Origin of the sequence: Devosia sp. SL43 (assembly GCF_021729885.1) — a bacterium.
Lineage (GTDB): Bacteria > Pseudomonadota > Alphaproteobacteria > Rhizobiales > Devosiaceae > Devosia.
The window spans coordinates 3,409,828-3,432,644 of record NZ_CP063401.1 but is presented as its reverse complement, the minus strand read 5'-3'; the positions used below and the strand labels follow the sequence as shown (position 1 = coordinate 3,432,644).

22 protein-coding genes and 1 riboswitch are annotated in these 22,817 nt (G+C 63.2%); of the genes, 5 read left to right on the top strand and 17 right to left on the bottom strand.

The window, feature by feature from the left end; all coding sequences use genetic code 11:
• Nucleotides 1-6: 6 nt before the first annotated feature.
• The 3 genes from IM737_RS16815 to IM737_RS16805 form a co-directional block, all read right to left on the bottom strand.
• Nucleotides 7-720 carry a TfuA-like protein gene (locus IM737_RS16815; protein ID WP_236895896.1) on the bottom strand — a complete coding sequence of 238 codons (714 nt, stop codon included), beginning with the start codon at nucleotides 718-720 and terminating at the stop codon, nucleotides 7-9.
• Nucleotides 696-1,871, bottom strand: a complete 1,176-nt coding sequence (locus IM737_RS16810) for a YcaO-like family protein (RefSeq protein WP_236899952.1) — start codon at nucleotides 1,869-1,871, stop codon at nucleotides 696-698. The genes IM737_RS16815 and IM737_RS16810 overlap by 25 nt, the downstream gene beginning before the upstream one ends.
• 307 nt (nucleotides 1,872-2,178) lie before the next feature.
• A complete protein-coding gene (locus IM737_RS16805; protein ID WP_236895894.1) occupies nucleotides 2,179-4,101 on the bottom strand; it encodes a BTAD domain-containing putative transcriptional regulator in 1,923 nt (640 codons plus the stop codon).
• Between the two features lie 240 nt (nucleotides 4,102-4,341).
• Here IM737_RS16805 and IM737_RS16800 point away from each other — a divergent pair, with 240 nt between their 5' ends.
• Complete coding sequence (locus tag IM737_RS16800; RefSeq protein WP_236895893.1) at nucleotides 4,342-4,980, top strand: S24 family peptidase; 639 nt, start codon at nucleotides 4,342-4,344, stop codon at nucleotides 4,978-4,980.
• A complete protein-coding gene (gene aac(6'), locus IM737_RS16795; RefSeq protein WP_236895890.1) occupies nucleotides 4,977-5,432 on the top strand; it encodes an aminoglycoside 6'-N-acetyltransferase in 456 nt (151 codons plus the stop codon). The genes IM737_RS16800 and aac(6') overlap by 4 nt, the downstream gene beginning before the upstream one ends.
• 7 nt (nucleotides 5,433-5,439) lie before the next feature.
• On the opposite strand, the gene IM737_RS16790 is transcribed toward aac(6'), so the two are convergent.
• The gene (locus tag IM737_RS16790) at nucleotides 5,440-7,077 is read right to left on the bottom strand and encodes a lysine--tRNA ligase (protein ID WP_236895882.1); all 1,638 of its coding nucleotides are present in this window, start codon (nucleotides 7,075-7,077) and stop codon (nucleotides 5,440-5,442) included.
• A 160-nt stretch (nucleotides 7,078-7,237) separates the two neighbouring features.
• On the opposite strand from IM737_RS16790, the gene IM737_RS16785 reads away from it, so the two are divergent.
• Nucleotides 7,238-7,651, top strand: a complete 414-nt coding sequence (locus tag IM737_RS16785) for a tellurite resistance TerB family protein (RefSeq protein ID WP_236895880.1) — start codon at nucleotides 7,238-7,240, stop codon at nucleotides 7,649-7,651.
• 68 nt (nucleotides 7,652-7,719) lie between these two features.
• A complete protein-coding gene (locus tag IM737_RS16780) occupies nucleotides 7,720-8,379 on the top strand; it encodes a DUF2161 domain-containing phosphodiesterase (protein ID WP_236895878.1) in 660 nt (219 codons plus the stop codon).
• Nucleotide 8,380: 1 nt separating this feature from the next.
• Here IM737_RS16780 and IM737_RS16775 read toward each other — a convergent pair whose 3' ends face one another.
• From IM737_RS16775 to metZ, 3 genes are all read right to left on the bottom strand, one after another.
• The gene (locus tag IM737_RS16775; RefSeq protein WP_236895876.1) at nucleotides 8,381-8,788 is read right to left on the bottom strand and encodes a hypothetical protein; all 408 of its coding nucleotides are present in this window, start codon (nucleotides 8,786-8,788) and stop codon (nucleotides 8,381-8,383) included.
• On the bottom strand, nucleotides 8,788-9,594 hold the full coding sequence (locus IM737_RS16770; protein ID WP_236895874.1) for a transporter substrate-binding domain-containing protein: 807 nt from the start codon (nucleotides 9,592-9,594) through the stop codon (nucleotides 8,788-8,790). Before IM737_RS16770 ends, IM737_RS16775 begins: the two co-directional genes overlap by 1 nt.
• 156 nt (nucleotides 9,595-9,750) lie before the next feature.
• Nucleotides 9,751-10,959 carry an O-succinylhomoserine sulfhydrylase gene (gene metZ, locus IM737_RS16765; RefSeq protein ID WP_236895873.1) on the bottom strand — a complete coding sequence of 403 codons (1,209 nt, stop codon included), beginning with the start codon at nucleotides 10,957-10,959 and terminating at the stop codon, nucleotides 9,751-9,753.
• A gap of 40 nt (nucleotides 10,960-10,999) precedes the next feature.
• Nucleotides 11,000-11,075, bottom strand: a riboswitch (SAM riboswitch).
• A gap of 72 nt (nucleotides 11,076-11,147) precedes the next feature.
• Between metZ and IM737_RS16760 the strand changes: the two genes are divergently transcribed.
• The gene (locus tag IM737_RS16760; RefSeq protein ID WP_236895871.1) at nucleotides 11,148-12,260 is read left to right on the top strand and encodes a 2'-deoxycytidine 5'-triphosphate deaminase; all 1,113 of its coding nucleotides are present in this window, start codon (nucleotides 11,148-11,150) and stop codon (nucleotides 12,258-12,260) included.
• Here IM737_RS16760 and IM737_RS16755 read toward each other — a convergent pair whose 3' ends face one another.
• The 10 genes from IM737_RS16755 to IM737_RS16710 form a co-directional block, all read right to left on the bottom strand.
• Nucleotides 12,261-12,731: a hypothetical protein gene (locus IM737_RS16755; RefSeq protein WP_236895869.1), complete on the bottom strand. Its 471-nt coding sequence runs from the start codon at nucleotides 12,729-12,731 to the stop codon at nucleotides 12,261-12,263.
• Nucleotides 12,732-12,828: 97 nt separating this feature from the next.
• Nucleotides 12,829-14,562 (bottom strand): hypothetical protein, encoded by a 1,734-nt coding sequence (locus IM737_RS16750; RefSeq protein ID WP_236895867.1) that lies wholly within the window; start codon nucleotides 14,560-14,562, stop codon nucleotides 12,829-12,831.
• Between the two features lie 2 nt (nucleotides 14,563-14,564).
• Entirely contained in the window at nucleotides 14,565-15,689 is a 1,125-nt protein-coding gene (locus IM737_RS16745) for a protein-glutamate methylesterase/protein-glutamine glutaminase (RefSeq protein WP_236895865.1), read from the bottom strand.
• 10 nt (nucleotides 15,690-15,699) lie between these two features.
• On the bottom strand, nucleotides 15,700-16,581 hold the full coding sequence (locus tag IM737_RS16740) for a CheR family methyltransferase (RefSeq protein ID WP_236895863.1): 882 nt from the start codon (nucleotides 16,579-16,581) through the stop codon (nucleotides 15,700-15,702).
• A 53-nt stretch (nucleotides 16,582-16,634) separates the two neighbouring features.
• Nucleotides 16,635-17,096: a chemotaxis protein CheW gene (locus IM737_RS16735; protein WP_236895861.1), complete on the bottom strand. Its 462-nt coding sequence runs from the start codon at nucleotides 17,094-17,096 to the stop codon at nucleotides 16,635-16,637.
• Nucleotides 17,097-17,107: 11 nt separating this feature from the next.
• Nucleotides 17,108-19,213 (bottom strand): HAMP domain-containing methyl-accepting chemotaxis protein, encoded by a 2,106-nt coding sequence (locus tag IM737_RS16730; protein ID WP_236895859.1) that lies wholly within the window; start codon nucleotides 19,211-19,213, stop codon nucleotides 17,108-17,110.
• A complete protein-coding gene (locus IM737_RS16725; protein WP_236895857.1) occupies nucleotides 19,210-19,710 on the bottom strand; it encodes a chemotaxis protein CheW in 501 nt (166 codons plus the stop codon). Before IM737_RS16725 ends, IM737_RS16730 begins: the two co-directional genes overlap by 4 nt.
• Nucleotides 19,707-21,797, bottom strand: a complete 2,091-nt coding sequence (locus IM737_RS16720) for a chemotaxis protein CheA (RefSeq protein ID WP_236895855.1) — start codon at nucleotides 21,795-21,797, stop codon at nucleotides 19,707-19,709. Before IM737_RS16720 ends, IM737_RS16725 begins: the two co-directional genes overlap by 4 nt.
• A complete protein-coding gene (locus tag IM737_RS16715) occupies nucleotides 21,794-22,162 on the bottom strand; it encodes a response regulator (RefSeq protein ID WP_236895853.1) in 369 nt (122 codons plus the stop codon). The genes IM737_RS16720 and IM737_RS16715 overlap by 4 nt, the downstream gene beginning before the upstream one ends.
• Nucleotides 22,159-22,506, bottom strand: coding sequence for an STAS domain-containing protein (locus IM737_RS16710; protein ID WP_236895851.1), 348 nt, complete (start codon nucleotides 22,504-22,506; stop codon nucleotides 22,159-22,161). Before IM737_RS16710 ends, IM737_RS16715 begins: the two co-directional genes overlap by 4 nt.
• Nucleotides 22,507-22,817 lie beyond the last annotated feature (311 nt).

The following is a 22,817-nucleotide window of genomic DNA, read 5'->3' as shown; positions in this document are numbered from 1 at the left end:
CCGGATTTACAAACCTGAGGATTTCCAGGTGAAGGACTCAGCCATTTTCCAATGCGGCACAGTGGCTTGAGCATTTTCAGAAGAGCGCAGGCGATCGACCAACAAACGGGCGTCTTCCTGCTTGAGCGACCTATGGTGGGCCGTGTAGGCCTGCAGCACCGCCACCCGACGCGCCTCGGGCAGCGCAGCTGCAAGGGCTTCGCGAGTGCGCTCGCGAAAGTTCAGCGCCTCGGCCCGCCTGCTCAGGGCATGGTATTCCCCATCGCCAAGAAGCCCGAGTTGCATCAGTTGTTCCAAGGTCGCGCGCGCGTCGACGAGGGCCTCGGTCAGCGGTGCATATCCAAGTTCGGGTGGGGCGTGGATGATGGCCACGTCGCCGTCGTCGTCCAGGGTTCCGTCCAGATACCAGTTGGCGATGCGCCCGACCGGCACCATGCCGAAGCCGGCGCAGTCGGCGGCGCGCAGGGCGCCCATCGATGCGGCACCCATGACTGTGACGCCGCTTTCGAGCGCGAACAGGATTTCCTTGTGCCAAACCGATGCGACCCAGCCAAAGTAACCGTCGATCAGCCCAATATGAGTAGCACCCTGCCTGACGACGCTGGCGATGTCACCGCGCGATGCCGGCGGAAGCAGGTGCAGGCCGGTAAAGTCGAGATCCAGGCCGTAAATGCTCGGTCCGGCGAACACGACCCTCACGATCGTAGCGCTGCCAGACATGCCAAAGCCCGCGTGCCCGGTGTCCAGTTGAGATTGACGCCCCAATCCTCAAGACCTTCAGCCAGAACCTTGACCACCGAAATCCCAACCCGGTCGCCGCCCAGGGGAACGCACAGCACGTCATGAATGCCGTGGCGCGCCAGTTGGGTCAGCATGTGCTCGGTCATCCGCTCAAGTGGCGTTCCCAGCGCAAGTCCGCTTGTCAGGCGGCCGACAGGAGCTGGATTGATCCGCGTGGGCGGTGCGTCGCTGCCATAGCCTGATGGCTCGATATCATCCCTGGCGCCCGCGATTGTGGTCACGCGCGACTGGGCGGCCTCGGTGATCGCGCGCAGGGCGGCGCGGACGGAAACGGGATGCGTGCCAGACCCAGATGAGACCTCAAAAAGGCCCGGCCTTGCCCGCCCCACCGGCCAGATTTCGGCCATGACCGTGGGAATACCAAGATCGGTCGTCTGGTCGAACAGCATCAGCGAAAAGCCGGCCATTGCGATCATGTCGACGAGGCGATCGACCTGCGGATCGTCAAGGGTGGCAGGATCGATCTGGCGTGCGGCCCGGTGATCGGGTGGCGTGATCGCCCATAGCGTGCCGGCATCGCGCTCGATCAGCTCGCAGAGACCGTGGAAAAACGCTTCCTCGATGCAATTGCCTGATGCCAGCCCGTTGGTGTGCTGGCAGATGCCGGGCAGGTCGGCAGCGCGGCCCGAGAACCGCACGACATCAAGCGGAATGAAGCATGCGTCGCCATTGGAAAGGTTGGTGCCCTGCACCCAGCTGATCGGCCGATCTCGCGGGAAAGTCTCGCCCGCTGGCAGCGTGCCGGTGGAGCGGTAGACAGATCTTCCCTGCGCCACCAGGTCGGCGGCGGTCGCAATCACGATGTCGCATTCCGGCTGTTCGGCGATGGCGCATTCCATCGCCTCCATGGCAGCCGATGCCTTGGCCGCCTCGTCGGTCAGCCCCTTGCCTTGGTTGGTGGCAAGCGTCAGCGCATTGGGGCGGAAGCTGGCAAAGACCGGAATACCGATCGTATCGAGCGAGGTCTGCCGGGCGATGCGCGTGATGCCATACGCCGCCAGGTGCGGCGCAAGCCGGGACAGGGTCTGTTCCGGCGGGCAAATGCGATCGCTGTAGTCGCCGCTCGACACGGTCAAGCAGCGATAACGTTGATCCACCTTTGCGAAGGCGCGTCGGCCTGGGGTCTGATGGCGCCGACGTCTTGCAGCTGGGCTGCGGCTGCTTCACCAACGAATACGAGTTGCACGCCGCCGGTCCGCGCGTCAGTCACCTGCATGAAGCCCGACTTAGCCGCAGCCTGTATGTAATGTGTCAGCAATTGACCCTCCCTTGTGAGCAAGGGTCAATCTAAGGCTTTGTTTTCTCTTCGTCTTTTTGGGAAATAATCTCGGCGGACTCGGCTTGGTAGACCTGCTAGTCGCAACCGCCCCGTAAATCTCAGGAGAAGCCTGCCTTGGACAGGGCCATCACGAAGTGATCGACATTGGCTTTGGAGCGGTGCGGCATGACGGAGGCGAAGTCCTTCAGCCTGAAATCGGGATAGCGTGCCATCCATCGGTCGCGGTGTATTTTCGCCGTGTCGAGGTCGCCGGCCATGGCGGCCGCAGCGGCCATCAGCCGGTCGACGATTGATTGATCCTGCATGCCGCGCAACTGCGCCAGCGCGACGGAATAGTTCTCGAGAAAGAACTCCACCGAACCGCTGATGCCGAGATAGTCGTCGGGCGCAAGTGGGTTGAGCGCGATGGCGTGGTCGATCCGGGCCTTGGCCTCACTCATCTTTGAGGCATGGACCAGAATATCGGCGCGATCGGCCATGATGTCGGCATGGTGCGGCGCACGATCCAGCGCCACCTCGAAATGCTCTTCGCTCGCATCCAGATCGCCCAGATACATGCTGGCATGTCCCAACTCGCGATGGCCGACGGCATTGAGCGGATCGAGCTCGACCGCGCGGCCGGCGAGACGCTTGGCCTCGTGCAGCAAATCACGATCGGACCGTCCGAGCAGCAGCCATTCCAGCGAAAGGGTACGCGCCATCCCGCTCAGGGCTGGGACATAGTCGGGCGTCAATCGCAAGGCTTGTGCCAGGTGGCTGCGGCACCGGCGCAGGATTTTCAGATCGAAATTGTGTGTCATGCTGGTGCCCAGCAGAAACCGCACATAGGCCGAAGCGGCGCCTGTTGTGCGGTAGCGATGTAGCTCGGCGGATGCCACGCCATCCGAGATGGCGGAGGAGATGATGCCGGAGAGGGTCGCTTGTGCGGTCAGCAACCGATCCTGCTGTAGCGTGATCTCGTCGGCCACCAGAATCTGCTGCGTATCGGTCGCGACAAGGCTGAAGGCAAGCCGCGGCGCCGAGGGACCGGGAAATATCGAGGTGCTGACCAGGTAGTCGAGGCCATAGGGCGCCGCCGCGGCCAGCGGATCGGACTGCGTCAGCTGGCGGGCGGTATGGGGCGCGAACATTGCAAACTGTCGGGTGCGGCAGAGCTGAAGCGTGATGTCGGTGATCAGCGACTGTGCCAGGGCGAGATCGCTGCGGGCAACGAGGGCGCTGTGCTCGGGTGGAATCAGGATGATCTTGGGCAGCGAGCGCGATATGGGGCCGGGCTGCGTTGGCGCCTCGGCATAGGTCGCGGGAACCGAGACATGCGGCGTCGCCCGCGCCGATATCCGGGCGGCCAGCGAGCGTGTCTCCAGTTCGGGCTTGGCGCCCAGATCCTGTTCCAGCCGTATGGAAAAGTCGCCGCAGATCCGCAAGGCCGCAGCATCATTGCCCAACCCGACCAGATTGGTCATGCGGGCCCGCAGGATGCGCTCGTCGAGGGGTGAAAGTTCGCTGAGCTTGTCGAAGGCATATTCCAGCTCGATCGAGCACTGCCGTTCGCCCGCAGCAATCAGCAGATCGGCGACGCGGCCGCGGACCAGTTCCCGCCTGGCCTGGACCCAGCGCGCTAGTTCAGATTCGGAAATCTCGACGCCGCTCAGGAGGTTCGACAGGCCAAGGCCCGATAGCCGGATGATGTCGGCTTCCGTTGCGGGGACATTGGCGTTGAGGATAGTCCCAAGATCGGACGCGAGCACGGCGCTCGTGGGGTGGATGATCCGTCCATCGAGGACGAGCAGCGGCGTGCTGGTGGCTCTCTCCCATTTGGCGACGGCCGCGAGCAACTGGCGCAGATTGGCGAAGGCCTTGGGCTGGCTTGCGTCACCCCAAAGCAGGGCGGCCGCATCGACGCGCGAAACGCCGTGTCGATAGTCCAAGACGAGGGCGGCGAAAAGGACGAAGGCCTTGGCTGGTAGGCGTGTCGCATCGGAAGCCGGCTCGATGCCCGGAAGTCCCAGAAGCCTCAGCAAAGGGGCTGCCTTTCCGCGCACCGGTTACCTTCCTTCTGGAGCATCAACTTCGTCATGAGCTTAACCGGTGCATGGGAATTTTCCCACGTAATTGTCATGGGGATTATTCCCAATACGCTCGTCCGTGAGGTTTGGCGGAAATGGCCGCAACCCAGCACTTTACACCGCCAACGCGGGGCGATATATATAGGACTTAATTCCACCAAATAAGATATATTTCCTGCCTCAGGGAAATCCGGCATGCTCACTCACAGGGCCATATGGGACGGTATTGACGCGCTCGCGCGCCGCCACGGCCATTCGGTTTCGGCGTTGGCCAAGCTTGCCGGGCTTGATGCCACCGCGTTCAATGTCTCCAAGCGCATCAGCAAGGATGGCCGCGAACGCTGGCCATCGACAGAAAGTCTGTCGAAAATTCTCGACGCCACGGGGGAAAGCTTCGGCTCGTTCTGGTCGAGCAGCACGTTCCTGCAAATGGGCGATTCCGCGCCAAACCCGACCGTACCGCTGCTTGGGTTGGCTCAGGCAGGTTCGGGCGGTTTCTTTGACAGTGCGGGATTTCCCGCTGGTCAGGGTTGGGACGAAATCTCCCTGCCTTCCCCGGGCGAAGCGGGGATCTACGCGCTCGAGGTGCAGGGCGACTCGATGGAGCCGCTCTATCGCGAGGGCGACCGCATCGTGGTCTCGCCCACCGAGCAGGTGCGGCGCGGTGATCGCGTCGTCGTCAAGACGCGCGAGGGCGAGGTTATGGCGAAGATCCTGGCCCGCCAGACCGGACGGCAGATCGAGCTTCATTCGCTCAACCCGGCCTATGAGCCGCGCGTCTTCGACCTTGCCGATGTGGAGTGGATCGCACGGATCATCTGGGCGAGCCAATGATCACCGTCACCGTCACCGTCGCTACGACGGAGGACGCCGACGATTGGGCGGCGATGCGGCAGGCGCTGTGGCCAAACGGCGGCTTGGACGCGCATCGTGCTGATATTGAAGCGTGGCTGGCCAATCCGCGCGACCTCACTAACCTGATAGCGCGTAGCGACACCGGACAGGCGCTGGGCTTTGCCGAAGCAAGCCTGCGGCATGACTACGTCAACGGCACGAAGAGCACACCGGTAGCGTTCCTCGAAGGCATTTATGTCGATCCGGCGGCGCGCCGATCAGGCGTCGCCCGGCAACTGGTTGAGGCCGTCGAGCGCTGGGGCCGGCAGCGGGGTTGCAGCGAATTTGCGTCCGACGCTGACATCGCCAACGTGACCAGCCACCAGATGCATGGCGCGCTCGGCTTCACCGAAACCCAGCGCGTCGTCTACTTCCGCAAGCTGCTGGGCTAGCGTGTCCTCAGGCCAGCAGCTTCCCCGCCAAAGCATCAGCAATCAGCTTGCGGGTATTGTCGATACCGTAGAGCGCTACAAACGAGCCAAAGCGGGGACCGCGCTCCTGCCCGATCAGCACCTGGTAGAGCATCTGGAAGAACTCGCCAGAGACGCCTGGACCGCCAGTTGGGCTCTTCTTGGTGAAATCCTGATAGCGCTCGATCGTGCGTGCAACGTCGAGTGCTGCGTTCTGGATGGTTTCGTTGCTGGCATCGGCCGGAAGTTCGGCAAAGGCGGCAGAAAGGGCCTCGAGTGCGGCGCGTTCGACATCGTCGGGGGCACGATAGCTCTTCTGCACGAAGTCACGGAAGTAGCGCATGGCATAGCCGACCATCGCATCGAGATGCGGATGCGTCTTTGCCGACACGCCTGGCGCGTAGGCCGAGATGTAACCCCACATGACGTCTGAGGTTTCCGGGTTCGAGGCAGTCGCCAGGTTCAGCAAGAGACCGAAGGTGACCGGCATGTCGATCTTGGGCACATTGCCGAAGTGGACATGGAACGCCGGGTTCTCCAAGCGCGCGGCGACTTCCTGCTGCTGATAGCCTGATATGAAGCTGTAATATTCGTCCACAGCCCGCGGGATGACGTCGAAATGCAGGCGCTTGGCCGTGCGCGGCTTCTGGAACATATAGAGCCCCAGGCTCTCGTTGCCAGCATAGGTCAGCCACTCGTCAATGGTCAGGCCATTGCCCTTGGACTTGGAAATCTTCTGGCCCTGGTCGTCGAGGAACAGCTCGTAGACATAATGCTCGGGCGCCTTGCCGCCGAGGATTTCGCAGATCTTGTCGTAGATCGGGGCGTTGGTCTGATGGTCCTTGCCGAACATCTCGAAATCGACGCCAAGCGCCGCCCAGCGCATGCCGAAATCGGGCTTCCACTGCATCTTCACGTGGCCGCCGGTGACCGGCACCGTGGTGTCGCGGCCGTCCTCGTCGGTGAAGGTCACCGTGCCGTCCTTGGCGTTGACTTCCTTCATCGGCACATAGAGCACGCGTCCTGATATCGGCGAGATCGGCAGGAAAGGCGAATAGGTGGCCTGACGTTCGGCGCCCAGCGTGGGCAGCATCACCTTCATGATGTCGTCGTAACGTTCGGCGGCGAGGCGCAGCACGGTGTCGAACTTGCCGGAACGATAGTAGTCCGTGGCGCTGGCAAATTCGTAGTCGAAGCCGAAAGTGTCGAGGAAACGGCGCAGCATGGCGTTGTTGTGGTGGCCAAAGCTGTCGAACTCGTTGGTCCAGGGATCGGGCACCGAGGTCAGCGGCTTTTGCAGATGCGGTTCCATCGCCTCCTTGGAGGGTACGTTATCCGGAATCTTGCGCATGCCGTCGAGATCATCGGAAAAGCAGATGAGCCGGGTCGGTATCTGGTCGCGGGTCAGCAGGCGAAAGGCCGTGCGCACCATGGTGGTGCGGGCCACTTCGCCGAAGGTGCCGATATGGGGCAGGCCGGACGGGCCATAGCCGGTTTCAAACACGGCTTCGCCCTTGCCCGACTTCTCGATACGCGCCACCAGTTTCCGGGCTTCCTCAAACGGCCAGGCGCGGGCAGTCTGGGCAGCGTCGAAGAACGCAGGGTCGAGTACGGGCAACGAAGACACGGGGCTGGGCCTTTCAGAAGGGAAGTCCGGGTGTGTTGCATTCTGGTGCCCTCGCGTCAACGTTTTCGCCCGTCTGCGCGGCACGCAATGTCGCAGGCGCTTGCCAAGGGGAGGCGACGCGCCTAGCTATCGGCTGCCAAGCCAGTTCCGGGAATGACCCATGTCCAACGCCGCCCATGACGCCCTCATCCACCTGATGATCGTCGCCGCCTCGTCCGACAGCGCCATGACCGAGAAGGAACTGGTCCGCATCCAGGCCCTGATCGGGCGGTTGCCGGTATTCGAGAGCTTCGACAAGAACCGGTTGACCGCCGTGGCCAATGCCTGCGCCGACAAACTCAACAGCGAAGGCGGTCTTGATCTCGTGATGGATGATGCCATTGCGGCCCTGCCCACGAAGCTGCAGGATACGGCCTATGCCGTGGCCGTCGAGATCACCTCGGTCGATCTCTATCTCGAGCAGGAAGAGCTGCGCTTTCTCGAAATGCTGCGCGACAAGCTCGACCTGGACCGGTTGGTCACTGCCGCCATCGAGACGGCAGCACGGGCGCGGCATCGCCGCATGCCAGCCTGATCGACCGTAACGATTTTCGAATGGAATCGCCGATAGCTTGGGCATGATCCCAAAGCAGCGGCGCAACCATGGAAACCTCACTCTATCCGCCGGTCAAAGCCTTCCTCGAAACGGCCGGCTATGAGGTCAAGGGCGAGATCGGCAGTTGCGATCTGGTCGGACTTAGCCCGTCCGATCCGCCCGTTGTCGTGGTCTGCGAACTCAAGGTCAGCTTCAACCTCGAACTGATCCTGCAGGCGGTTGACCGTGCCAACATGGCCGATGAAGTCTGGATCGCCGCCAGAATCTCCAAGGGCAAGGGCCGCGAGGCTGACAAGCGCTACCGCGATCTTTGCCGTCGCCTCGGCATCGGCATGCTTGGTGTGTCCGAGCTGGGCGATGTCAGCGTCATCGTCAGCTCGATTGCGCCAATGCCGCGCACCAATCCCAAGCGCCGCTCGCGGCTGGTGCGCGAGCATCAGCGGCGGCGTGGGGACCCGACATCGGGCGGCAGCACAAGACAGCCCATCATGACGGCGTATCGCCAGCAGGCGCTGGTCTGCGCCGAGGCGCTGCTCGATGGCCCGCTCAGGCCGCGAGACATCAAGCCGGTGGCGCCGGATGCGGGCAAGATCCTGCTTGGCAATGTCTATGGCTGGTTCGAACGTGTCAGCACCGGCGTCTATCAATTGACCGAGGTTGGTCGGCAGACGGTGGCGCGGCACCGGAAACTTCACCCGGCGGAATGAGCTAGGCCCACACCCAGCCGAACGGACGGCGGCAGAACCAATAGACCAGTCCTGCCCCAAATCCGGCCAGCAGCAATGCAGCATGCTGGGTGCTCGGCCAGAATGGCTTGTCAAACAGGACCATCGCCACATAGGCCACGAGCACACCAAAGGCGGCATGCGTCAGCCAATCGCGGCGGCGCCACCAGCGCATCAAGGCGATGGCGCCCAGAAACGGCGCACCGGCATAGATGCCTGTGATCATGGCGCCCATCACGACATAGTTCAGCAGGCCATCCGGGTTGGAGGATGATGGTCCGCCGGGCAGCAGGGATATGGCGTTCTGGCTCAGCAGCAAAAGGAATGGCGTGGCGAGCACGGCGACGCCGTAGCAGAGCACCACGATCAGGGCCTGCCGCAACGCTGTCATCAATAGAAGCCCACCGGGAACCAGCGCAGGTAGAGTTCGTCCAGCGCACCATTGTCCTTGAGCCGGACGAGAGCCCAGTCGATGGCGTGACGCACGGCGTCATGGCCTGCAGGCACCGCAATAGCTAGGCCCTCGCCGAACATGTTCGGGCGAAAATAGGCGTCGCCGGCAAAGCCGCAGCAATTGAGGTGTTCGTTGAGCCAGAACGAGGCGCGCATGGCATCGCCGAAAAACGCGTCGGCCTTGCTGTCCTCAACGGCCGACAGCGCCTCGATCTCGCTGTCGAATTCCGACAGCGTCACATCGGGTAGATAGCGCTGCATGAACGCTTCATGCGTGCTGCCGCGCCGTACGGCGACGGTCTTGCTGTCCAGTGCGGCCGGATCGAATCCGGCAACGTCTCCGGCACGGGTGACAAAGCGCCCTGGCAGCGCCAGGTAGATCGAGGAAAAATCGAACAGCACGCCGTTTTCCTCGGAGAGATCGACACCGGCGATCAGCGCGTCGCCCTGATTGTCGGTCAGGGCATTGGCGGCCTGTTCCCAAGGCCAGGCCTGGATGGTGCAGGCGACATTGACCTCCGCGCAGATGCGCTTGGCGAGATCGATATTGAAGCCGATGAGTTCGCCGCCCGCATCGCGGAAGTTAAAGGGCGGAAAATCGGCGGTGGTGAGGAAGCGAATGGCCGGAATCGGCGTCGCGCTGGGGAGGATTTCGCGGGCGGAGGGATCGGCGTGATAGGGCAGTGATTGGGCGAAAGCGGGGGTGGCGAGGAGGGTGAGCGTGAGGCTGAGGGCTAGGCGCAAGCGGCCCCACCCCCTCCCAACCTCCCCCATCAAGGGGGAGGTGCGGCCCTGTGGGTCTGACCGGATCGTGCCACCAATGCTGAACGGCACCTCCCCCTTCAAGGGGGAGGCTGGGAGGGGGTGATGCGATGCCACGGGCCGAACCAAAATGCAGACCTAAACCTGATCCAACCCATACATCAGATCGGCGATCAGATCATCGGGGCTTTCCAACCCCACCGATAGCCGCAGCAGACCCGGCGTCACACCGGTTTCCAGCCGCACCTCCTCGGTCAGTCGAGCATGCGTCGTCGTGCGGGGATGGGTGATCAGCGACTTGGCGTCGCCCAGATTGTTGGAGATCAGCACCACAGCCAGGCTATCACAGAAGGTGAATGCCGCCGCCTGCCCGCCCTTGACCTCGATCGCCAGCAGCGTCGAACCGCGCTGCATCTGCCGTTTGGCCAGCTCGTATTGCGGATGGCTCGGATGGTGCGGATAGATCACCCTCCCCACCTTGGGGTGGGACGCTAGGGCCTCGGCGACCTTTTCGGCGCTGTCGGTCATCTGGCGGATGCGCAGCTCGTAGGTCTCAAGGCCCTTGAGCAGCACCCAGGCGTTGAACGCGCTGAGCGTTGCCCCGGTCTGGCGCAGGAACGTATGTACGTCGCCTTCGATTAGCGCCTTCGAGCCCAGCACGATGCCGCCCAGCACCCTGCCCTGCCCGTCGATATGCTTGGTGGCCGAGTAGGTAACGAGATCGGCGCCCAGCTGCAGCGGCTTCTGGTACAGCGCTGTCGAGAAGACATTGTCGACGATCAGCTTGGCGCCGTGAGCATGAGCGATATCGGCAACGGCCTTGATGTCGACCAGCTCCAGCGTCGGATTGGTTGGCGTCTCGATGAACACCACCTTCGTATTGGGGCGCATGGCGCGGGCGAAATTCTCGGGGTCGCGCCCATCGACCAGCGTCGATTCCACGCCGAAACGCGGCGCATAGTCTTCCACCACATAGCGGCAGCCGCCGAACAGCGCCTGCGCCGCCACGATATGGTCCCCCGCACGCACCTGGCTCATCACTGCATTGGTGACGGCGGCCATGCCCGAAGCGAAGGCACGGCCCGCTTCGGCCCCCTCGATCAGCGCCATGCGCTCCTGGAACATGTCGACGGTCGGGTTGGCGAAGCGCGAATAGTTGTGCGCGCCCGGTATCTTGTTCTGAAACAGCAGCTCGGCATGTTCGGAACTGGGATAGGAATAGCCGGAGTTCAGGAAAATGGCTTCGCTGGTCTCGTTGAACGGCGAACGCTTGCCCCCGCCGTGGACCATCTGGGTCGCAGCGCCGCGCTTGCTGGGATCATGGAGGGGGTTCTTATCTCGGGACATTCGACACGCTTTCAAAACAAAAAAACCGGCACGCATAGGCGGCCGGTTCCCAACGGTCTTTAGCAATTTGTTTTAAGTGGCTGCAAGCGACCGGCCAAATCACCACTGGACTGTGATCTAAGGCCAAAAGCCTGTTGGCGTCAATTGCACGGATTGCTAGGGAACAACGGGGTAAGGAACCGCACAGCATGGACAAGCAACAGGCCTGGCCGCAGGGGGTGTTCACGGCGCGGCTGATCGAGGCACTGCACAAGCAGGGCTCGATCATAGCGACGCGACCATTCGACACCGACCAGGTGCAACCGGCCAGTCTCGACCTGCGGCTCGGCGACGTCGCCTTCCGCGTGCGCTCCAGTTTCCTGCCCGGCCCTAGCCATTCGGTGGCCGAGCGCATCGAAGCGCTCAAGCTGCATGAGATCGACCTGACCCGTGGCGCCGTACTGGAGCGCGGCTGCGTCTATCTCGTGCCGCTGCAGGAAAGCCTCGACCTACCCGACATGGTCAGCGCCTCGGCCAATCCCAAGAGCTCGACCGGACGCCTCGACGTGTTCACCCGCGTCATCGGCGACCGGGCGCGTGGCTTCGACCAGATGCCCAATGGATACAAGGGCCCGCTCTATCTCGAAGTCAGCCCCCGCACATTCCCGATACTGGTGCGCACCGGCTCGCGCCTCAGCCAGATGCGGTTCCGCAGCGGCGACAATCGCCTGACCGTTGCCGAACACCAGGCGCTGCATGCCAGCGACACACTGGTCTTCGACAACAATGTCCCGGTCGGCGAGGGCGTGGCGCTCTCCATCGATCTCAAGGGCAAGGACCGCAACGGGCTGGTCGGCTTCCGCTCGAAGCGGCACTCTGCCGTGGTCGATGTCGACAAGAAGGGTGCGCTCGATGTGCTCGATTTCTGGGAGCCGTTGCATAACCGAGGTCGCGAGGAGCTGATCCTCGATCCCGACGAATTCTACATCCTGGTCAGCGACGAGGCGGTGCATGTGCCGCCAACACACGCGGCTGAAATGGTGCCGTTCGACCCGCTGGTGGGCGAATTCCGCGTCCACTATGCTGGCTTCTTCGACCCCGGCTTCGGCCATTCGTCGGCGGGCGGCACCGGCAGCCGCGCGGTGCTCGAAGTGCGCAGCCGCGAGGTGCCGTTCCTGCTCGGACATGGCCAGACCATCGGAAGGCTGATCTACGAGCGCCTGGCCGAGCTACCCGACCGGCTCTATGGCTCGGCTCTGGGCTCGAACTACCAGGCGCAGACGCTCAAGCTGTCCAAGCACTTCAAGCCTTATGTCGGCTGATTACTGAACCCGCTGCCAGACTTGGCCCTGTGCGCTCTGCATCATGTTGCCTTGCAGCATGACTTGCGTGATCCCGCAGAAATTGGTGACCTGAGTCTCTGACGTGATGGTCATGGTCGTGAAAGCGCCGCCCTGCCCGCCTTGGGCCGCCCAGAAGCCGTGGCCGGGGTAGTCGCTGCAGGCGCCCGTGCTGTCACAGACGCGCGTCTGCATGGTGAAGAGGCCGTTCGGCTCGAGTGTTTGGTAGCGATAGGCCATCTGGCCAGTCTGCGGCGACGGGATCTCGGTGTACCAGGTGCCGACGAGCTGTTGCATGGCGTCTGCGCTGGCACCGGCCTGGAAATTTTGCCAGCCGACCGTGGCCGCCTGATCCACATTGCCATTGGCATCCAGGCAAACGTCGTTCTGTGCCAGTGCGGGGCTGGCAAGCAGCAGTAGGGTGACGAGGGCGGTGGGCAGGGGATTGTGCATGACCAGACTCCGGACGAAATGGTTGTGGGCAACACGCAGCACTGCCCTGAACCATATGCTTCGCCCCGGCCGCAGCAACCCCTATCCAGGGGTGAGGCTAAAGGAACAGATCGTCGAGATCGACCTCCTCGGCCTCTTCCTTGGGCGCTGGCTCGGCCAACATCTCCTTGCCGAACAACTGCTCGTGGATCTTGCGCTCGGCATCCATGGTGTAGCGCTTGCGCAGGCTCGATATCACCTCGTGCAAATCGACCGGAAGGTCCTGCGCAACAGGCGGACATTCCGCGACGATCTGCAGGGCAAGATCGCGCATCGTCTCCGATATTGCGGCCTGATCGGCGAAGGTCTCCGCTGCATGGCCGAGTAGCGCGATGACGTTTGGACCATCGCGCTCGAGCGTGCCCAGCGCTTCGGCCAACGAACGATCGACGCCCTGCAGCAGCAGCAAAGCCACCGTGGCTTCCTGTTCGAGCTGCCCCACACGGCCGGCGGCATCGCCATTGGCCGCTGCGCCGAAGGACTTTGCCAGTCGGGCCGCATCGTGCAGGCCGGCCATTGCGGCCTCGGCCGCCGCCACGGTCTCCCCAGTCAATTCACGCAACTGCCGGGCGATGACATTGAGCGCCGCGCCGCGCGGCCCGAGCTGCGCGCATTTGACTGCGGCGTTGAGACTGACGAGGCGCATGTTGGCCTCGATCTCCTGCACGGCCTCGACATGCGTCAGAAGGGTGCCGACCGTGCGCAAGACCGCCGTCGCCACGCGTTCGAGCTTGCCGCGCTCGGTTTCGCAATCGCTGAGCACGATCGCCGCATCACGCACGGCCGCACTTAGCGCCGCGAGCGGCGAACCGCCATCATCACCGGAAATCGAGCGGCTATGCGCCATGATGACACTGGCATCGGCTGAAAGATCAATGAGCGCCGCGCTTGCCTCTGCGACGTCGTCCTTGAAGGCATCGGTCGCGGCTGTCAGCTGCGCTGCCTGCAGGGCCCCGATTGCCGACTGAGCTGCGGTCGCATCGTCATCGGACAGTGTTCCGCCTTCGAGCAGGTCACACAGCGTTTCGATGCCGGCCTCGACATGCTCGATGCGCTGGCGTGTCGCGTCGCCGACCTGCAATGCCATCACCGCGCTGGCGATACGGCCGACGATCTGGCGCGAGACGCGGCCGGTCTCGGCACTGCTTTGGACCGAGGTGGCACGCTGCCGCGCGACTTCGGACAATGCGTTTTCCATGCTCGTCGCCAGATCGCTCAGCGTATCGGCATGATCGTGCTGAAAGCTGCCGCGCTGGCGAGCTGCCTGACCGACTTCGTCCGTCAGCTGTCGATAGACGGTCGTAAAATCCTGGATAGTCGTGCTGGCGCTTTCCGAGAGTTTGGCAATGTCGTGGGTAAAGACATCGAAATCGTCGCTGTCGCCAACGATACTGGCCGCCACCACGCGGGCATTGATGGCGACGATGCCCATCATCTTGACGGTGCGACGCAGGTTGGAAATCGGATGATCGGCGGCCGCGACCACCTCGACCAATTGGGACAAATCAGCCTGTTCGGTGGCGAACGAGGCGGAAATGGCCTGGGCACGACGCCCTACTTCGGCCAAGCGCGAGGATGCCTCTTCAAGTTCGGGGCTTTGCAGTTCAGCGGGGAGCGCCTCGAACACCTTGGAGATGCGGTTGAGGGTCGATGCACCTTCGGCGAGGCGCGCGCCGACGGTGACGAAGGTGGATTCAATTTGCTCGCGTGGCACTGCCAAGGCCGGCGCAATGGCGCGGAGCCGCGATGTGTCGATATCGGAAATGGCGGATTGCCGGGCCAGTGCAGTCATTGTCAGGCTCCTGGCCGATAGGTGCTGCGCGCATAGACGCCGATTTCGTGCGCGACCCGATTGAGCGGCATGACCTTAGCAGCCGCGCCGCGCTGGATCGCTTCCTTGGGCATTCCGAAGACGATGCAGCTTTCCTCGTCCTGCGCGACGGTGTGGCTACCGGACTGGCGCATTTCCAGCAGGCCGCGGGCACCGTCGTCGCCCATGCCGGTCAGGATCACCCCCATGGCATTGCGACCGGCGACCTGCGAGGCTGAACGGAACATCACATCCACCGATGGCCGATGGCGGGACACATGCGGGCCGTCAACGATCTGCACGGTGTAGCGCGTCCCGGCGCGCTGCAGCAGCATATGCTGGTTGCCCGGAGCGATCAGAGCCCGCCCCGCCTGCACCACGTCGCCATCCTCGGCCTCCTTGACCTCGATAGCGCACAAACCATTGAGGCGGCGGGCAAAGGCGTTGGTGAACTTTTCCGGCATGTGCTGAACGATGATGATGGCCGGGCTGTCGGCCGGGAGCTTCTCCAGCACCTCGCGCAAAGCCTCGGTACCGCCCGTCGAGGCACCGATGCAGATGATCGGATCGGTATCGGGTTGCTTGGCCCGCACAGATGCTGCGCGCGCCTCCGAATGCGGGGGAATGATCGCGTCGGCGGTGAGCTTGGCCTCGACGTTGATCGGCGGCGGCGGCGCCTTCTGCGCGCCGCGCAGCTTGGCATGGGCAGCCGCCTTGGCGGCGTCGCAGATGCGCATGCGTGATTCCTGCAGGAACTGCGTGGTGTCCACACGCGGTTTGGCGACCACGTCGACTGCACCGGCCTCCAGCGCCTGCATCAGTGTATCGGAGCCGGCTTCGGCTACACTCGAACAGATGACGGTCGGGATAGGCCGCTGGCTCATGATCTTGCGCAGGAAAGTGATGCCGTCCATGCGCGGCAGCTCGATATCGAGGAACATCACATCGGGCACTTCCTGGCGGATGCGCTCGACGGCCACATAGGGATCTGCCGCGGTAGCCATCACTTCGAGATCAGGATCGCTGCCGATGATCTCACTCAGCGTCATGCGCACGGATGCGCTGTCGTCGACGATGAGGACACGGATCTTGCGATGGGTTTCGGACATGGCGACGGCCTCAGGTCTTCTGGAATACGGCGGGCGCGACCTGACGCATGGTCACCGCAGTGCCGATCATGGATTCGGAATGACCAAGAATGAGATAACCGCCGACGCGGAGATGGCTCACCAGCCGCAGGATCACCTTTTCCTGGTCGGCCTTGTCGAAATAGATCAGCACATTGCGCAGGAAGATCACGTCGACGTCCCGGTCGAACGGATAGGTCTGGTCCATTAGATTAAGACGATCGAACCGCACCAGGCGCCGCAGCTCGGGCACGATGCGCACTTCCGGCCGGGCGCCGGGCTTGCGGGCATACATGAGATAGCGCTGCTGCTTGGCGGGAGGGACCGGGGCCACCAGCTCGGTCGGATAGACGCCGCGAACGCCCTGCTCCAGAACGGCGGTGGAGATGTCCGTACCGAGGATAGCGAAGCGGAAATCGTGGCGCTGCGCGACAAGATCGGCCAGCACCATGGCCAAGGTATAGGCCTCGGCGCCGGTCGAGCTGGCGGCGCTCCAGACCTTGAGCAAAGGCTGCCGTTCGCCGCGGCGCAAGGCGAGCAGGTCCGGTACCAGCCGGCTTTCGAGCAGGTCGAAATGCTCGGGCTCACGGAAGAAATCGGTCTTGTTGGTGGTCACCGCGTTGATGAGATGGGGACGCTCGGCATCGAGGCCATCGCGCTGGAAGAGATAGCTGGCATAGGCATCCAGGCCCGGCAGGCCGAGCGCGCGGACGCGCTTGCGCAGGCGACCCTCGATCATCAGACGCTTGGCGGGCGGCAGCTTGATGCCGACTTCATCGCCGATCAGGTTGGCGATCAGCTTGAAGTCGCGCAGCGACAGGTGATCGTCTTCGACGCTGTCGTAGCGGGCGGCGAGCTGTTTGGAAAAGGGCAAGGCAAGTCTCCGCCGAAGAGGGGCGGTACGCGACGCCGTCGCGTACCGAAAGTTCAGGCAGCCTCGGTAACCGTTTCAAACGCGCCGAGCAGGCGTTCGAGATCGAGCACGGTGACGAAGCGGCCGTTGCGACGACCGATCCCGGCGATGCAACGCCCCGACCAACTGCCGCTGACGGCAGGCGGGGGGTCGAGATCGGCCTCATCGAGGATGGTCACTTCGAACACCCGGTCGGCGCGCAGGCCGAGCCGGAGATCGCCGTCCTGGCCCGCGAGAGCCAGAACGATGATGCGCGTGTTCTCGTTATCTGGCGCCGCCGGCAGACCGAGCGTCAGGCGCAGATCGACCACCGGAATGCCCTGGCCGCGCACGTCGATCATGCCGAGCAGATTGGCCGGAGCCTGGGGCAGCCGCGCGATGGGCCGCATGTCCAGGATTTCCTGCACCTTCTCGACGGGTGCCGCGAAGAGTTCCTCCGCGACGCCCAGGGTGACGTATTGGGCCCTTTCAGCCATGACTGCTCCGATCAGGCCGCGCCGCGGCGGCTGAATTCGCCGTCGAGCGCATCGTGGCCGTCATCAAGGTCGAGGTCGAAGCCACCCGAGCTGGGCCTGCTGGGCTTGCCGGCCGACTTCTTGGCCGCGATATGCGGGGCATGCGCCAGGATCGCCTCGCGCATTGCTGCGTTGGACGTTCGGGACTTGGCAGGGGCGGCCACATGCTCGTCGCGTGCAGCAACGCGCTCATCGATACGGAAGTAGCTGATGGCGGCCTGCAACTGCTCGGCCTGGCTGGCTAGCTCCTCTGATGTCGCCGACATTTCCTCGGCCGCCGAGGTGTTCTGCTGGGTCACCTTGTCAAGCTGCTGGATAGCAGTGTTGATCTGCGCCGCACCGGCATTCTGCTCGCGGCTGCCGGCAGAGATTTCTTCCACCAGTTCAGCCGTGCGCTGGATGTCGGGCACCAGCTTGGAGAGCATCTCTCCGGCCGACTGGGCCGCCTTGACCGTCGTCCCCGACAGCGTCGAGATTTCGGCGGCGGCAGCCTGGCTGCGCTCGGCGAGCTTGCGCACTTCGGAAGCCACGACCGCGAAACCACGGCCATGTTCGCCGGCACGGGCCGCTTCCACGGCAGCGTTGAGGGCGAGCAGGTCGGTCTGGCGGGCGATTTCCTGCACGACCATGATCTTTTCGGCGATCGTCTGCATGGCGGTCACGGCGTTGGTCACCGCTTCGCCCGAGGCAATGGCGTCCGCCGCCGACTGACGGGCAATCTTCTCGGTCTGGGACGCATTGTCGGCAGACTGCTTGATCGTGGCAGCCATTTCCTCCATCGACGCCGAAGCCTCTTCGGTCGAGGACGCCTGTTCGGTCGCGCCCTGGCTCAGCTGTTCGGCGGTAGCCGACATTTCCTGGCTGCCGGCGGCGACGTTGCGAGTAGCGGTGGTCACTTCGCTCACCACTTCGCGCAGCCTCTGCGTCATGGCATTGAGAGCCTTGATCAGGTCGCCCACTTCGTCGTCGCCCTTGACGGACGCCGTGGCGCTGAGGTTGCCATCGGCAACTTCGTTGGCGAGGCGTACGGCGCTCGACAGAGCCCGGGAGATCGACAACACGATCCAGGTTGCGGCGATGGCAGCGAGCAAGGCGGAACCCACCAGCAGGCCGATCAGCAGCATCATCGAGGAGTTGTAGAGCGTATCGGCTTCGGTATCGGCTTCTTCGAGCAGCGCCTTGTTGCGCTCGATCATCTGCAACAGGAAGCCCTCGGCCTCGCGGCGTTCGACGGCGGCGGCATCCGCCATCACGGTGGCGTTGTAGTCCGACTTGGTGATGCTGACGTTGACGGCCTTGTCCATAGCGAGGACAAGGTTTTCATAGGCAGCTTTGGCCGCGTTAAAGAGGGCGGTATCGGCCGCGGGAACCGCGCGCTGCAGCGCCGGCATGCCCTCGGTGATGGCAGCGATGCCGGACACGTAGTCGGCATACCACTTGTCCTGCAGCTCCGGATCGCCAGACGCCAGCAGGATGTTGCGCTGCTGCCGGAAAATGTCGGTCATGGTCATGAAGGCGTCGGTGGCGGCCTGGTAGGCGATGAAGCCGCCGGGTTCGCCGGCTATGGCGCGGGCGGCAAGGGCGGTCTTGAGTTCGGTCATCGTCTCTTCGACCACGCCGAGCGCGGCGCTGCCGTCGGACCGAGAGATGGCGAGGGCGGTGGCGTCGCTGTTCTGCTGGGTCAGGTCCATCACCTGGGGGATGATGGCGCTATATTGGCCGATTTCGACCTGGAACTGGGCAAACAGCTCGCGGATCTGCGGATCGGCTACGTTGGCGTCGAGGCGCTCGGAGGATGTCGCGATCTCGCCGAGGTCCTCATTCACCTTGCCCACATAATCCACCATCACCTCTGGATCGGTGGTGATGATCATGGCGCGAAGGCGGGAACCGACGCTTTCGAGCGAGGACTGGATCTCGCCCATGGTGATGGTGTTGGCCGCGCGGACATCCACGATGGTACCGAGCGATTCGTTTAGCTTGCCCAGGCTCTGGATGGCCAGGAACATGCTGACGCCGGAGAGGGCGACCACGACGGTGAACACCGCCGCCAGCTTGGTCTTTATGGTTAGTCTCACGATGCAGACCTTTCTTCTGATGCTGCCTGGGGCGCGCTTCTGCCGCCCTGTGTTTCGAAAATTCGCCCCAGATCGGGGATGATGATGAAGCCGCCATTGCGCTTGCCGATGCCCTTGATGAATTCGGGGCGCCAGCGCATGCCGACCTTGGGTGCTTCCTCGATGGAAGCGGCTTCGATGTCGGTAACGTCGTGGACCTTGTCGGCGAGGATGCCGGCGACCGTGGGCTCGCCGTCGATGTCGATTTCCATCACGACGATGCGGGTGTCCTGATCGGGCTCAGGGCGATCCATGCCGAACATCACCCGCAAGTCAGCCAGGGGCACGACACGGCCCCGCACGTTGATCAGGCCGCCAACGAACTCGGGCGCGTTAGGCACTTCGGTGATCGGCACGAGATCGAGGATTTCGCGGACACTGCCCGCCTCGACGGCAAACAGTTCATCCTGCAGGCGCAGTGTCAGCGCCTTCATGGCCTGTGGTGCAGTAGCGGTCATGCTGCCCTCCCGTGATCGACATAGTTCTGGCCGAAGGCCACGAGATGGGCGGTGTCGAGGATGAGGGCTACTGTGCCGTCGCCCAGGATAGTCGCCCCAGAGAACGACTTGATGCCCGAGTGCAGCTTGCTCAGTTGCTTGATGACCGTCTGGTTGTTGCCGATGATCTGATCGACCACGAGCCCGACGCGGCCCTCGCCCGACGATACGATCACCACCTTCTGATGCGGCTCGATTGGGGCCTTGGTACCAAAGACCTCGCGCAGACGCAGGAAGGGTACGAGACTGCCGCGGATATCGAGGAAGTTGCGGCCTTTGGCATTGGCCTCGATGCCCTTGGGCAGCTCGACGCATTCCTCCACGGCAGCCAGCGGGATGGTGTAACGTCCGTTGCCGACCCGCACCAGCATGCCATCAATGATGGCCAGGGTGAGCGGCAGCCGCAGGGTCATGGTCGAACCGCTGCCGGGCGTCGTCGCGACATCAATGCTGCCGCGCAACCCGTCTATTGTCCGCTTGACCACGTCCATGCCGACGCCACGCCCCGAAAGGGACGTAACCTCCTTGGCGGTGGAGAAGCCGGGAGCAAAGATCATCTGCCACAGGTCGGCATCGGCGATCTTGGCATCGGGGGCGAGCAAGCCCGCCTCCTCCGCCTTGGCGCGGATACGTTCAGCATTGAGCCCGGCTCCGTCGTCGGTCACGGAGATGGCCACTTCTGCGCCGGCATAGACGGCAGAAAGGCGCACCGTGCCTTTGGCAACCTTGCCGGCCTTGAGGCGACGGTCCGCGTCTTCAAGGCCATGGTCGACCGAATTTCGGATCAGGTGAACCAGCGGGTCGGCGAGACGCTCGATCATGGTCTTGTCGAGTTCGGTATCCTCGCCCGTTGTGATGAACTCGATATCCTTGCCCAGATCGCGCGAGAGGTCGTGGACCAGGCGGCGGAAGCGGCTGAACAGCGTGCCGATCGGCACCATGCGGATGCCCATCGTGGTGTCGCGCAACCCGGAAGACAGGCGCTCCAGTTCCTCGGCAATGGTCTTGAGGTTGCCGTCACTGCTCATGGCGGCAATCTGGGTAAGGCGGGCCTGTGCGATCACCAGTTCACCGACGCGGTCCATCAACTCATCAAGCCGCTCGGCATCGACGCGCATGGAGGAAGAAGCAGCACGCTCTGGCGGTGGAGACTTTTCTTCTGCTTTGCTTGCAGATTTCATGACCTTTTCTGGCTTCGGCGCAGCCACGGTCGGTGTCGGCGCGACAGGCTCCGGGTCGGCCTCCACCACGGGCTCGGCTTCCAGTTCCAAAGCCAGATCGATCTCGACGCCCTGCCCCGCTCCACCGGTGGCAATTGGCGCGTCGTTCAGAGGCTCGACTGACAGCTCCATGCCGTCCTTGAGGAACATGAACACGTCGTCGATGGCACCGCGCGGGTCTTCGGCCTCGATATCGACCTGCCAGCCGAGATAGGGAACTTCCGGATCGATGAGGTCGAGCGGCGGAATGGTGTCGGTCAGCGCGGTGATCGTGCAAGGGCCGATTTCGCGGATTTCGTCCAGCAATAGCAGCGGATTGGTGCCATAAACCAGCGCATCGCCGGGCAGGCGGAACCGGATGCGCCAGCGCGGCGCCGTTCCCGCGGCTGGCTGAGGCTTGGCGAGGGCAGCCGGGGCCGGTTGGGGCACCGCGACGGCGATCGCCTGCGCGCCATTTGCCGCCGCGATGACCACGCGCAGCGCTTCCAGGATCGCTTCGCCGCCGGCCTGCTTGGAGTCGGGCTGTTCGATCAGCTTGTGGATATGGTCCTTGGCGTCCAGCGCCACGGCGATTAGTTCGGGCGTTGCTGGAGTCTGACCCTTGCGCACCTGGTCGAAGGCCGTCTCGAATTCATGCACGAAGGCGGCAACGGCGGTGAAGCCGAACATGGCACCCGAACCCTTGATGGTATGGAGCGCGCGGAAGGTGGAGTTGATCAGGTCGCCATTGGCCGGGTTCTGCTCGAGATCGAGCAGTCCTTCTTCCAGTTGTTCCAGCAGCTCCCTTGCTTCCTGCCGGAAGGTCTCGGTGGGATCGGGAAAGCTCATGCGCCGGTGACCTTCTTGATCACGGCCAGCAGCTGCTCCTGCTTGAACGGTTTGACGATCCAGCCCGTCGCCCCGGCCTCTTTGGCCTGGCGCTTGAGCTCTTCGTCGGACTCGGTGGTCAGCAGGATGATTGGCACGCCCTTGCTCAGGGGGTGCTGACGATACTTCTTGATGAACTCGATGCCGTTCATCACCGGCATGTTGAGGTCGGTGATGACGGCGTGGACCGTGTTGGTGGTCGCCTTGGTATAGCCATCGGCGCCGTTGATGGCCTCGATCACGTCGAGGCCAGCAGCGCTCAGCGTCATGGCCACCATCTGCCGGATGGACGCGGAATCATCAATGGTCAGGATGGTTTTGCTCATGCGGCCTTGCCCTTGGTCTTCTGAGGTTCGTGGAGCCAGAAATCGGCATCCGACGTGGCGGCAGTGCCCGCTGCGTCGAGGATACCGATCTGGATGAGGAGGTCGCGCAGCGCGCCGTGGGGTGGCGCCGCCAGCGTAAAGGACTTGCCAGCGGCCACCGCCTGCCGACGCGCCGCCAGCAGCAGTTGCACGGTGGTGATATCGGCGCTGGCAATATCATCGGTCGCGGCCGCTATCGCGTTGTGATTGACCAGAGCAGCCTTGAGCTGAGCGGCAATGTCCTGCGCGTTGCGCAGACCGGCATCGCCGGAAATATTAGTCAGGAAGACGCTGTCTCGGGTCATGCTGATGACCGAGCCACATAACGAATAACGCTGTACATGTTCTAAAATTCCACCGCGGATACGCTGGGAAGCGGATAGATGTCTGCTTTACTGGCGAACTGCCGAAGGCCCCTTCTGGACGCTTGGACGAAACTCTTCTTGGTGCGCCGTATTCCCATCCAGCACGTTATCCAAGTTATACGAGGCGCGTTAATCCACAGTTACTCAGTTCTATTTGCGCTCTGTTTTCTTTGTGCAGAATCATTCAAGACATATTTGGATGTATTTCGGAGTCATACCGAACAGATATGGTGCCTGGACGAATCTCGATT